Origin of the sequence: Sphingomonas sp. DC4900, assembly GCF_049896485.1 — a bacterium.
Classification (GTDB): domain Bacteria; phylum Pseudomonadota; class Alphaproteobacteria; order Sphingomonadales; family Sphingomonadaceae; genus Sphingomonas; species Sphingomonas aquatilis.
In genome coordinates this window covers 1-10,694 of record NZ_JAFCUK010000029.1, presented here as the reverse complement: position 1 = coordinate 10,694, position 10,694 = coordinate 1, and the positions used below count along the sequence as shown (strand labels likewise).

At 65.9% G+C, this 10,694-nt stretch carries 14 protein-coding genes; all 14 read right to left on the bottom strand.

The features are described from left to right. Nucleotides 1-142: 142 nt before the first annotated feature. The gene (locus ACP690_RS17810) at nucleotides 143-778 is read right to left on the bottom strand and encodes a hypothetical protein (protein WP_426261874.1); all 636 of its coding nucleotides are present in this window, start codon (nucleotides 776-778) and stop codon (nucleotides 143-145) included. Between the two features lies 1 nt (nucleotide 779). After that, entirely contained in the window at nucleotides 780-1,070 is a 291-nt protein-coding gene (locus ACP690_RS17805) for a hypothetical protein (protein ID WP_066490195.1), read from the bottom strand. A 1,181-nt stretch (nucleotides 1,071-2,251) separates the two neighbouring features. After that, the gene (locus ACP690_RS17800; RefSeq protein ID WP_426261875.1) at nucleotides 2,252-2,674 is read right to left on the bottom strand and encodes a hypothetical protein; all 423 of its coding nucleotides are present in this window, start codon (nucleotides 2,672-2,674) and stop codon (nucleotides 2,252-2,254) included. Continuing rightward, the gene (locus ACP690_RS17795) at nucleotides 2,671-3,966 is read right to left on the bottom strand and encodes a Fic family protein (protein WP_426261876.1); all 1,296 of its coding nucleotides are present in this window, start codon (nucleotides 3,964-3,966) and stop codon (nucleotides 2,671-2,673) included. Before ACP690_RS17795 ends, ACP690_RS17800 begins: the two co-directional genes overlap by 4 nt. Before the next feature lie 143 nt (nucleotides 3,967-4,109). Further along, nucleotides 4,110-4,724: a hypothetical protein gene (locus tag ACP690_RS17790; RefSeq protein ID WP_241889894.1), complete on the bottom strand. Its 615-nt coding sequence runs from the start codon at nucleotides 4,722-4,724 to the stop codon at nucleotides 4,110-4,112. After that, nucleotides 4,700-7,102 (bottom strand): MobF family relaxase, encoded by a 2,403-nt coding sequence (mobF, locus tag ACP690_RS17785; RefSeq protein WP_426261877.1) that lies wholly within the window; start codon nucleotides 7,100-7,102, stop codon nucleotides 4,700-4,702. The genes ACP690_RS17790 and mobF overlap by 25 nt, the downstream gene beginning before the upstream one ends. Further along, nucleotides 7,099-7,236, bottom strand: coding sequence for a hypothetical protein (locus ACP690_RS17780; RefSeq protein ID WP_426261878.1), 138 nt, complete (start codon nucleotides 7,234-7,236; stop codon nucleotides 7,099-7,101). Before ACP690_RS17780 ends, mobF begins: the two co-directional genes overlap by 4 nt. A 61-nt stretch (nucleotides 7,237-7,297) precedes the next feature. Continuing rightward, nucleotides 7,298-7,912 (bottom strand): hypothetical protein, encoded by a 615-nt coding sequence (locus ACP690_RS17775; protein WP_426261879.1) that lies wholly within the window; start codon nucleotides 7,910-7,912, stop codon nucleotides 7,298-7,300. Then, the gene (locus tag ACP690_RS17770) at nucleotides 7,909-8,226 is read right to left on the bottom strand and encodes a hypothetical protein (RefSeq protein ID WP_017980688.1); all 318 of its coding nucleotides are present in this window, start codon (nucleotides 8,224-8,226) and stop codon (nucleotides 7,909-7,911) included. The genes ACP690_RS17775 and ACP690_RS17770 overlap by 4 nt, the downstream gene beginning before the upstream one ends. A 335-nt stretch (nucleotides 8,227-8,561) precedes the next feature. After that, entirely contained in the window at nucleotides 8,562-8,945 is a 384-nt protein-coding gene (locus ACP690_RS17765) for a hypothetical protein (protein ID WP_426261880.1), read from the bottom strand. Further along, entirely contained in the window at nucleotides 8,942-9,184 is a 243-nt protein-coding gene (locus ACP690_RS17760) for a hypothetical protein (RefSeq protein ID WP_066652219.1), read from the bottom strand. The genes ACP690_RS17765 and ACP690_RS17760 overlap by 4 nt, the downstream gene beginning before the upstream one ends. After that, complete coding sequence (locus tag ACP690_RS17755) at nucleotides 9,181-9,516, bottom strand: hypothetical protein (RefSeq protein WP_426261881.1); 336 nt, start codon at nucleotides 9,514-9,516, stop codon at nucleotides 9,181-9,183. The genes ACP690_RS17760 and ACP690_RS17755 overlap by 4 nt, the downstream gene beginning before the upstream one ends. Next, nucleotides 9,513-9,908 (bottom strand): hypothetical protein, encoded by a 396-nt coding sequence (locus ACP690_RS17750; RefSeq protein ID WP_017980692.1) that lies wholly within the window; start codon nucleotides 9,906-9,908, stop codon nucleotides 9,513-9,515. Before ACP690_RS17750 ends, ACP690_RS17755 begins: the two co-directional genes overlap by 4 nt. Nucleotides 9,909-9,961: 53 nt before the next feature. Next, a complete protein-coding gene (locus ACP690_RS17745) occupies nucleotides 9,962-10,591 on the bottom strand; it encodes a hypothetical protein (RefSeq protein ID WP_426261882.1) in 630 nt (209 codons plus the stop codon). Nucleotides 10,592-10,694 lie beyond the last annotated feature (103 nt).

Below are 10,694 nucleotides of genomic sequence, written 5' to 3'. Positions count from 1 at the left end.
ACGACGCCCCAGCGGGGGCAGCGCTGCGCTGCTTGGGGGGCTACACGCTGCCCCCGCTGCCACGAGGCGGTGTCATTTCTATTTGGCGGGGAATGTGTCTTTTCTAACTGGCGGCAACAGAGCGTAACGGCTCAGCGGCGCCTCAAGCTGCCCCAATCGCGGCCGGCGCTTCGATCAGCCATCGCCCGACGACCCGCTCGAAATCGACATACGGGATCCGATCTGGGTGAAACTCTAGCACGGCCGCCAGATCGGGCAAGTCGGCCAGAAACGCCTTATAGACGCATTGCACGCGGTCGGCGCTCGGCAGCTCGCGACGCGACACGTTGGCGAGCCAATCACGCGCCTCGCGAAGTGCTCGAGTCGGGTCGCCCCCATGCTCGTGGATGTCCATGCCAGCCAGATCGGAGATGAAACGCTGGTAGCGGAACTGCTCCACGTCGAGGATCAGGATACGCTTGACCTTCTGATGTTGGCCACCGTAGCGCTTGGCGCCAAGGAACAGCCCGAGTTCGAGCGGCATGTTGAAGCGCGGCAGGTTGTTGACCGCGTCCAGCTCGGTGCGTGACAGGTCATGAATGCCGTAGCGGCACTGCTCGATCAGAGCGAAGATCTTGTCAATCCGAGTCTGGCCACCGTCATCCAGTTCGCGCGCCGAGCGCGGGCGAAAGCCGCAGACGAGAATGGCGAAGATCAGTGCGCGGAACGTCGGCGCGAACGCATCGTCGGAGGGGCAATTGATGAAGACGTCATCCGTCGACGTCTGAACGACCGGCAAACTACTTCTTCTTGGCCAGAACGCTCTTCACTGCCGCGGCGATACGCTGGTCGGAGACGGTCGCCTTCTTGGTTGCCACCGGCGCCAGAACGTAACGGCCCGTCGCTGCGCTGCGCCCGAGCACGCCTGGCTTGCTCCCCTTGGTGGTTATCGTATCGGACCGGGTCGCCATGACAGTAATATGCGCCTCCCCGTCTCGCCGCGCAAGCGGCGTCCATGGCACCGGCCCGACTAGCGCGATCGTTCCCGTCGCGACGTCGAAGCTGATTGCATCGGCAAAGGGTCGGAGCACCTCGCTTGGACTTGCTTAGGTGATCGGCAGGCTGACTTCGCCGACGGTCAGACCGCTCGTCACCAAGGTCAAGCACCGCCCTGTTTCCCGGATCGCGCACGACTCCCCCGCTGATCCCGTCCAGCGCCACCGAGCTGATCCGTAACAGCCTGATCTCGCCGCGCTGGATGGCTGAGATCACAGCGCTTCTTAAATCATAAGCAGGAGCCGCCGAGAGCGTACACTCGAGCGGCTTCTGGACTGGCAAGCAATTCCTGCCGGCGGGTCTCGCGACAGTAAGCCTAGCTCACGGGCAAGCTCAAGAGCGTCAAATTGCCATGCGACCCTGATCCAGCAGACTGAGGGTTGTCATGACCAGCGCGGATTTAGCTCTACGCCTTGCCTAGTGCGCGCATCGTATCGGGCAATAACGTGTACACCGCCTCGCGCCGGGCGCCTCGATTGTGGTGATCTACTCGCCAGCCCTCATAGTGGCGCCGGACCAGCCCTGCCCGGACCAGCTCGGACACCGCCCGGCTGACATTACACCGGCCGGAGCGGCGCACCCGCTCCAGCACCACTTGCTCCACTAGTCGTGACGCTGCGTCAGGGTCTCCTGGCAGCTGCTCCTGCCCTGCCAGTTCCACCCTCACCTGCTCGGCCAGCGCTGCCCGCTTATGATCGCGGGCTGCCATGGGAGCGAGGGAGTCGCACAACCAGTCGCGCAGCCGAACGGCCTGCCCCTGCCGGAGGACGTAGGGTCCTGCCTTGCCCCCCTGCCCTGCCGCGCGCGCGATCAGGTTCAAGACCATGAAGGCGTAGCGCGGCCGGGTCGACACCTGCGCGATAACATCGATGATCGACGGCAGACCCTCGGCTAAGGGCGTCTGGGACGAAATCCTCGGCGGGGCCACCGGGGATGCGGAGAACAAGTCACCTTGAATCATGGGAACAGGAGAAGCACGAAACGGGAATCGTGTGAATCCCTTCCGGTTCGGCCGGCGGCGTTTCTGTCGGCTGCGACACTTTGCCGCTGGGCAAAGTGTCACGATTGGCATTTCCAAACTATCTACTTGTGGGCGTCCACACTCCTGATCGGCCTACACGCAATCAGTACCCGTTTTCGCTTGACCGGAAGCCATTCGGCTGCGCGCGGTCCGCCGTTCTGTCGTGGAGCGGCAGCCCGAACTCTACGCCAAGCGCTAACTGTCGTCGGCCCTCTCGTCGGTGTCCGCGGCGTCCGGTTCCAACCGCCTCCACGACCATCCCGCTACCGCGAGCGCTCTGTCGATCCAAGTGGCAACGTGCCCTGGCTCGCCGCTGCAATACCAGGTGAGATAGTCTCCCTCCTCGCGCACCCAGGACACCACCTCGCCGGCCCGCCTGAAGCCGTAGGAGACGTCCATGCCATCTGGACCGGACCAACGAATGTTGGCGAGCGCACACCAGAGGTCGACAGCGCACGCGCCATCCGCTCTCACCCGTTCGCCGAGAACACGGTCGAGGATGATCTCGAATGCCTTGTAGGGTCGGTAAACACGGCTGCTGGGCTGACCCTGGAAGTCGTTGCGGCTGAAGAACGGGAAGGTTGCCTCCGTCGAGTTGATCCGCATCATCGCGGTCACGACACCTTACCATTGGCCGCCCCGTGTCGCACCGCTGATGATTCCAGCGGCTGACGCAAGCCGCTACGCGCTTCTGGGAACAGTCCCGGCATCCAGCGCCCCGCCAGCGTGGCAGGAAAGGCGATCTGCAGGGGCGCCCGGGAACTGTCGGCCGTCAGCACGCCGAGACTCGTCAGCGCGGAGGTAACCCGGCGCGCTTGGCGTTCGCCAGTGCCGACGATACTCTCTACCTCGCCGCGCGGGAGCTCGCCTCGGTACAGCGCTGCGTCAATTACCTGGATGGCCTTGGCCGGCAGCCTTCCCCCGTCCGTCTCTTCGGCCGCCCAGCGCCGGATGCGACTGCGCAGCTGGTCGGGCTCGACCAAGCCGGCCATGAAGTCGACTTGGTCGATGCAGGTCTTCAAGAAGAAGGTCGTGAAGCTCGCCAGCTCCTCCTCGCTTAGCGAGCCCCGCCCATCAAGGTCGTTGCGGCGGGGTAGGTCGCAGGCGGCAAGGTGCCGCTTATAGGCCTGCACGTTGCGGCCGAGGCCGCGCGCGATGGACCACACGCCGCCCGTGTCGAGCGCGTCGAGCAGCATGGCGTGCGACATGAGGCGGGCGACCCGCCCGTTGCCGTCGAGAAAAGGGTGAATCCAGGCGAACCGGTGATGCGCGGCCGCGAGAGATACGATGGCGTCCGTCGCGCCGCGCTTCTGATACGCCCAGGCGAAGTGCTCGAGAAAGCGCGGCACCGCCCCGGGGCTGATCGCAATGTGCTGCCCGACCCGGAGATCGCGGGTCCGCAGGGCACCGGGCTCGACCAGAACGCGCTCGCCGCCCTCGACCGGCTCAATCCAGAGCATCGACTCGGGCAGATGCTCGCAGAAGCGTCGGTGAACCTCTTGCAGGCCCTCCACGCTCGTCGCCCGGCCCGCCAGCCCTCCCCCGTCGATCCAGCCCTGGACCGCGAAACGGGCGGTCGCCTCGAGCTGCAGGTCCCGCTTGGCCGGGTCAGCGCTGAAGTCGTTCTTCAGCGCCCGCCCGATGTCGACGGGGTGGGTATCATGCCCCTCGATCAGGTTGCTGTAGTAGCAGGTCACCGTTCGGACGAGACCGGCGAGCCCAGCCCGGAGTGCGGGCGGCAGACTGCTGCGGAAGGCGGCAGACTTGGCGGTCAGCTCGATCGCGAGGTCGACGGCGTCGCGGTACCGCGGCCCGCCCTCCCCCATTTTCATGGGCTGCACGGCGCCGATGCCCTCGCCCCGGTCGGCGACCACCCCGAAGTCCGGTTCGTTGGCCATGTCCTGCAGCATCTGGTTTACCTGCTTGCCTCGCTAAGGTCGTCCGATCTCCGCCATCCTTGGCCGCTACGATGTCCGCTTCGACGGCCGGCAAACCCAGATCATATGAGCAGGAACGAAGCTGATCCGCCCACCCGTAATCGCAACGCGATGTCTCACATGTCGAAGTCGTAATCGTGGTCGATCTCGATCTCCGGCTCCTTCACCAGCTCTCTGACCGGAACCGGCGCCTGCCGAACAGCCTCCGCCACCGGCTTGGCAGGCTCGCTGCCGATGGATCGGAGGGCGGCACTCATCGCCTCCAGTTGGCGGCGATCGCTCGCGCCAGGATCGTCTAGTCGGGGCAGCTCGCCCGTGGCCGGATCGAATCGCTCCCTACCGGACAACGAGAGCTCGGGTGCCACATCGCTCGCGTGCGGAACGTCACCGCGATGTGACTCGATCGCGTTGGCGAGCGCTTTCTTGTCGTCGGTGTGCAGCGACACGTCCTCGCGCGCGCGGGTCTGGAGCACGTAGTAGAGGCTCTCGCTGTTCAGCAGCCTGTCGCGGCTGTCCATCACCGTGATCGCGCGATCGACCGTCATCCCTTGCGCACGGTGCATGTTGATGACAGCGCCATGGCCAAGCCGCTCGCGCATCGGATCGTCGGGCCCGATCACATGATCCCGGTCACGGCCGGACAGGTGGAGCGTGTCGCCATCGATCGCGGTGAGCGTCATCGCAGCACCGTTCGCCATCCCGCGCTTCAGGTCGCTGGCCGTGAAGACCAAGCGGTCACCTTCGCGAACTTCGATCTCTCCGGGAACGGAGAGCGCGGCCCCCCCCCTCCCGATCGGAGGCTTTTGGGATCGAAGAGCCTGGTTTGACCGTCACGGGCGAGCTCGAGCATGCCGCTCGCCCGATCGATCAAGCCAACCTCGTAGGATCCCGGCACAAGCCCTGACTGGTGGCGGTAGATGTCGAGCCGCATCCCCTCCGCCCAATGCCGGATCTGGCGCAGCTCCTCGCGGGTCAGGTTCAGCGTGTCCCAGCTGCGCAGGCTCAGGGCGTCCGCGCCCAGCTTTCCTCTAGCCAGCAGCTCGGCCCGAACCGTCTCCAGCACGGCTTCGCGCAGCACGTGCCCCGAAGTGAGCAAGGCGGTGCGGTCGCGTTCTTCGGGCGAAAGCTGCAGATATTCTACAACGGCCGCTCCTGCGGGATGAGCGTTCTCCTGGACCTTGTTCCCGAGCCGTTCGAAAGCAGCAGCGACCCTGCCCTCGCGTGCCAGGGAGGCGGCCTCACGGAGCACATCGGTCTGTTGGCGCCGGTTCTCGGTCAGCCGCACCGTCGGAGCCTCCGCCTCCTGCAGCAGCGCGAACGGCCGCCCGGCCTCTACGGCGGGTATCTGCTTCACGTCACCGACCAGCACCAGCTTGGCGGCCTCGCCGTTCCAGGCGACCTCGAACAACCCGGCAAGCTGACGCGAGGACACCATCGAGGCCTCCTCCAGCACCACGACCTTGCCCTTCATCAGCGCCGACAGCTGCTCGTTCGGCTTGGCCGGGCCGACCCGGCTAGCATGCTCCTTCAGCACGGATGCGAGCGAGCGCACCTCCAGCCCCCGTCCGGTCAGGTCATCCATCAACTTGTTCTGCGGGACCAGCACCAGCATCCCCGCCCCTACTTCCGCGCCAACCTCCCGTACGAGTTCGAAGAGGAACGACTTGCCGGTACCGGCATCGCCTTGGACGACCTGGATGCGGTTGGTGCCGGACAGCATGGCGTGTACCGCGACACGCTGTTCGCCGGACAGCGTGACCTCGCGCCGACTGGCCGCGCGGTCGAGTGCGGTGTCGACCGAAGCGGCCTCGAGGATGGGTGTCCCCTGCCCCACCCCGCCATGCGCGGCCGCAACCAGCGCCTTTTCCGTCGCCAGCATATCGCGGGTCGTGAGCCGGTCTGCGTGCAGGCTGCCGCGCGGACCGGCGATGAGCACACCTGCCTCGCGCAGCCGCTCGATGCGCTCCTCGATACCGCGCACCGTCGCGCCCTTCTCCGCCATATCGAGGCTGCTTTTCAGCAGGTTCGCGTAGGTGAAGCTCGCTTCGCGTTCGCCGAGGTGCCGAACACCGGCCGCGACCGCATAGCCGCTCGCCAGCTCGGCGCTCCGGCGCACCGCATCCGTGCCGTGAAGCAGCGGCTCGGGTCGTGGTCCGAAGGCATGCGTGATCCGCTCAAGCAAGGCGGCCCCCCAGGCACGCACGGCATCGAGTACGGACCGCGGCCGCTCGATTCCGCGCGCGGCGTCCACGACGGCGGAGATGGCAGCACCATGGACCTCGGCCTTCTCGGCCCACATGACGCGGGCAACCGTGGCATCGCCCGCCTGTTTGGCGTCGCGAGTACTGACCGCGATCGTCTCCATCGCCTTCGGGCCGGAAGCCCCAAGCTCAGCCGCCCGGCTAAGGATCTGTTCGCGCCGTGCGCTGAACGCATCGATGGCGGCACGCGGGATACCGCTGATCTCGAACTGACCGTGCTTGCCGGTGATCTCGATCCGATAGCCGAGCTGCTCCAACCGGGCACGGAAGTCGGCATGGAAGGCGGCGCCGATCGTGCTCGAATGCTTCCACAGCGCCGGATTGTGGAGGGCGACCCAGCGACCGTCACCCCGCTGTGCGGCATTCGCCACGACGACATGAGCGTGGGCCTGCGGGTCGAGCTTCCGGCTAAGGTCATGGTAGAAGATCGCGTACACCAAGCGACCGGGTTCGATCACCGCGCCGGCCTTGCCCCACCGCACCTCCCCGAACCGCTCCTCGGCCCACGCCATGGTGCTCCGGATCGCTTCCGCAAACGCTGGCATGACCCGCTCATCGCGGCCGATCATGGCGACCAGCGATACCGACTTCGGCGCGCTGAACGTCAGCTCGAACCCCGGCGCCCGCTCGCCATTGCCCCCTCTCGCAATAACGGCCCCGTTGGGCAGTTTGCCGTCCAGCACCTCGGCGAATTTTCCGGCATTCACGGTGCCGGACAGACCGAGTTCCTCGGCCCCCCCCCCGCCCCACTCGGAGGGCCCTTCCTGCTCCCCGGTGTAGTAGTTGTCGGCCGCATAATAGCCGGCGGCATCACCGCCGCCGGCGATCGAGTTGGGCCGGACGGTCACGGCGTCGTGCCGAGCAGAGGCGGAAAGGTGAGCCGGCACGGAAACGGCTTCTTCATGCGCTTCGCGTGGTCCACGCATTCGGCGTACCGGACCCGGTATGTATCATCGCCGAGAAGGCCTTTGGTCTCCGCCATCAGCTCGCCTTTCGTGCGCCCATCGCCTGCCAGGCTCCATGCCGCAGATGCCGAGTCACTCTCACCCAGAAGGCGGATGGAAAGCCAGCGCGTCGGCGCCGTATTCGCGAAAAGTAGGCAGATCAGAACAAGTCCGGCGATGCCAAGGGCGGCACCTGCGCCAAGCTTTGTACGCGTACCCGACTGACGCTTCTCGATGCGATCGAGCTGCTTCCCGAGGCTCTTCGCCTGCTCCTCGGCGGCTTTGGTGACATTGAGAACCGAGGCGGCGCAGAGCGCTCTGCGCTTCCTTGAAGATGGTCGTAAATTCGGCCTGGAACTTGGCGATCATGTCGCGGAGATGTCCGGTCCCGCCGGTCTCCTTGATGGTCGTCTTGATCGCGTCGAAGCCTGCGTTCAACGCGCCGGGCAGATCCTTCGTTTGCTGGGCGATCAGGGCCGAGACGCGGCGCGTGATCTCGCCGATTTGAGCGGTCTGTTCCTCCATGCGATCGGCGTGGCGGCGCTCACGTTGCTGACGCACCGACAGGGCTGCTTGTGCCTCCCTGTCGAACATGGTGGTGACCGCCTGTTCGACGAGATCACGGATGGGAATATTGCGCCGTTTGGATTCGGCATCCAGGCGGCTGTGGACCTCACTGGAGACGTCGATCCGCCTGCGGCCGGCATCGGTCATCGCCGCAGCATCCCGCGCGCTTCGGCCAGCATCCGGGTTGCCAGGTCGGTCCGGCGCTGCCGCATCTCAGCCAGCCCCTTCTTGCTCTCCGGGCCACGCCCGACCTGCACTTCCGCGACGACTTCCAGGCCGGCACGAACCTTGGTGAGCTGGTCGAGCAGGATCTCGTCGAGCGGCAGCAGCTCGTCCTCGAGTGAGCGCACCAGCGTGTCCGCCACCCAGGCGCTGCGCGTCTTGCCGACCTGGCCCGCGCGGCGCTCGATGCCGGCAAGCTGGTCGGGTTGCAGGTACACCGTGATCGGTACGCGCGCCATGCGGACCCCCTTCTACCCCGGAAGGGAGTGTGCATTGCGCATAACGGGCGCGCAAGGAGGAAGTGCAGAGCAGCGCCAGAAGAAACGCTGCAAATCCGTGCTCTAGATGCTCTGTGGACCACCATGGACCAGACGGTCCGAGCACAGCATCTGCGTCGGACCATGCCGCTCAAACGACGCGAATCTGCCCTTTTTCGCACCCCGTCAGGGTGCATCGGGTGTGCCCCTACCCTTACTGCTCAGTAAGCTGGCCGCCGTAGATGATGTGGTTCTTTCGGGCGCATCCCCGGATTCCGGCGGAGCACACGGGCCGGCGCATGAGCCGGCCAGCCGACTCAGTCTTGCCCCGCCTGACGCAGGCTTGCCCGTAAGGCTTCGAGCGCCTCCTCGCTCAGCGTTTCAGGCGTCAGCACCAGCCGGTCCCGCATGGCACGGCGCGTCAGCCGTATGAGGAAGGCCAGTTCCGGCGCCTCGAACGGGTCGTTTACCGCCAGCTCGCGCGACCGCTCGCCGTCGGTGATCGTCAGATGGAAGATGCGGGCTTCCAGTGCCGGCCAGGCCGGATCGGGTCGCGTGAAGAAGTCGATCGCGTCGGCATGGGCGAGGAGGTTGGACCAGTCCTCCGGAGCGATCTCATCGAGCGTGCGACCCTCCTCATGGTAGAGGGTTCTATGCGGGGTGAACCATCCCGAAATCCCAAGCGTGATGACGTCCGTCATGGGTCGGTTCCCTCCCCGTTGTCGGTCGGGCGCTGATGCTTGTGCCGGTCGTGTTCAGCACCGCTCGGAGCGTCAGGATGGCGCGGCATTGCGGCGGCCCCCGGATCGTTCCAAACCGTGTCGAACGCATGCTGAAGGCGAGCTGCAACAAGGGTGCATCCAGCCCGGTCGAGCAACGCCAACGCCAGGCGCATCAGCGCCAATGCCGTCCTGACATCGTGGTGTTCGACGTCGCTCATCGGCGGGCGTGATCCGGGTTAACGACGGGCCGATGGACATTGCCAGAGCCATCCTGTTCCGCAATCGGTCTGAGCTCGAGATGCGGCATCAGGTTGCGTCGGATCTGGTCGTCGGTGCCGGGGCCGTACCAGCCGGCGCAGCGGTCCTCTTCCGAAAACCGGTGCCACGCCATGAACGCGACATCCTCACTGATGGCGATGCCGTCGGCAGCCAGGACAGCCACGATCCGAAGTACGTCATCACGGTAGTCGACGCGCATCCGCTGCTCCCATTCGAGCGGCTTCAGAACCGCCTGGTAGCGTACCCGTTCGTGCCCGGATCGATCGGTCATTCGCCCTCTCGCGTGCCGCTTATTCCTGAGGGGATCCCGAGCCGCTCACGCTGCTCGTCGCGGGTCGCGTAGCGGTCGGACCTGATACCTACAATTTCCGTCCGCGAGCCATGTCCAGCGGTCACGAGAGCGGCCCGGATCAGCTCGCCGACGTCATGCGAGCCGGCCTGCGCTTCAAGGCTGGCAAGCATGGGGTAAGGCAGGTCCAACATGACCCGGATCATCCAATCTCCCGCCTCGGTGCGGGTCGGGTAGCCGCCGTGTCCTGGCTCGCTCCAGTCGGTGCCGGCGAGGAGCAACCGCAGGTCCGTCGAAGGGTCGGCCGACGCATAGGGCGGGGTCTCACGGGAGGGCAAAGGCGTTAGTTTGAAGTCGCTCAGGTCGATGGTCATGGCGGGTCTCCGTTCAGGGTTTCCAGTTTATGCAAATCGGGCAGATCGGCTCCTCAGAGTCCGTAGGTGCACGGCGTCGAGAAGGTCGGCGCCAGCGCATCACGCCGGGACCAGAAGGTGGATTGGCCGTTGGGCGTTAGCGTGGTCGGGGGCACCGCGATCTCGACCATGGGACCGCGGATCTGGACTACCGTGCCGCAGTTGGTGACGGTTCCGATCGCGAGGTCGCGTCGGAAGGCTTCGTGCCGGTTCTGCTCGGCCTCTCGGTCGGCGACGTAGCTGTCCTGGGTGCGTTGGAACCATGCCGCAGAGCGGATCTGGTCGGGGCGGCAGGCATAGACGGCGGTGCGGGTCGGGACCATCGACACGCGGCTCATTAGCCGGCTGCCCAGGTCGCCTTTCGTCGCCACCTCGGTCGTGTCGAATGTGATCGCGACGAAGCCTCCGAGGACCTGGTCCGGTCCACGCGAGCACACGGCCGACATGCCGGACCAGAAGTGCTTGAACTCGCCCCGGGGCGGCAGCCTGCGGCCGAGCGCGCGATCGCGGAAGGTGCGTGCTGCGTCCCCCTCCTCCGGCTCGAGCCGACCGCCCTTGGCGCTACACTCCTGAGCGAAGGCATCGCGGGCGCGCTCGGCTGTCGCCGAGCCGTTGGTGGTAATCTTCTCGGTCGTGTCCGTCAACGTGGTGTAATTTCAGGTGTGCCACCGGGCCGCATCGTTCAGGCGGCCTTGGGTGTAATCTGTAGGGGCGGTACCTCCTCGATCTGTGGTGTGGCGAGAGCGG

Excerpts from the sequence above, each read along its gene's own strand:
- ACP690_RS17760 (WP_066652219.1), bottom strand. The coding sequence starts at position 9,184 with ATGAGCGACGTCGAACACCACGATGTCAGGACGGCATTGGCGCTGATG.
- ACP690_RS17775 (WP_426261879.1), bottom strand. The coding sequence starts at position 7,912 with ATGACCGATGCCGGCCGCAGGCGGATCGACGTCTCCAGTGAGGTCCAC.
- ACP690_RS17750 (WP_017980692.1), bottom strand. The coding sequence starts at position 9,908 with ATGACCATCGACCTGAGCGACTTCAAACTAACGCCTTTGCCCTCCCGT.
- ACP690_RS17795 (WP_426261876.1), bottom strand. The coding sequence starts at position 3,966 with ATGCTGCAGGACATGGCCAACGAACCGGACTTCGGGGTGGTCGCCGAC.
- ACP690_RS17765 (WP_426261880.1), bottom strand. The coding sequence starts at position 8,945 with ATGACGGACGTCATCACGCTTGGGATTTCGGGATGGTTCACCCCGCAT.
- ACP690_RS17755 (WP_426261881.1), bottom strand. The coding sequence starts at position 9,516 with ATGACCGATCGATCCGGGCACGAACGGGTACGCTACCAGGCGGTTCTG.
- ACP690_RS17770 (WP_017980688.1), bottom strand. The coding sequence starts at position 8,226 with ATGGCGCGCGTACCGATCACGGTGTACCTGCAACCCGACCAGCTTGCC.
- ACP690_RS17780 (WP_426261878.1), bottom strand. The coding sequence starts at position 7,236 with ATGGCGGAGACCAAAGGCCTTCTCGGCGATGATACATACCGGGTCCGG.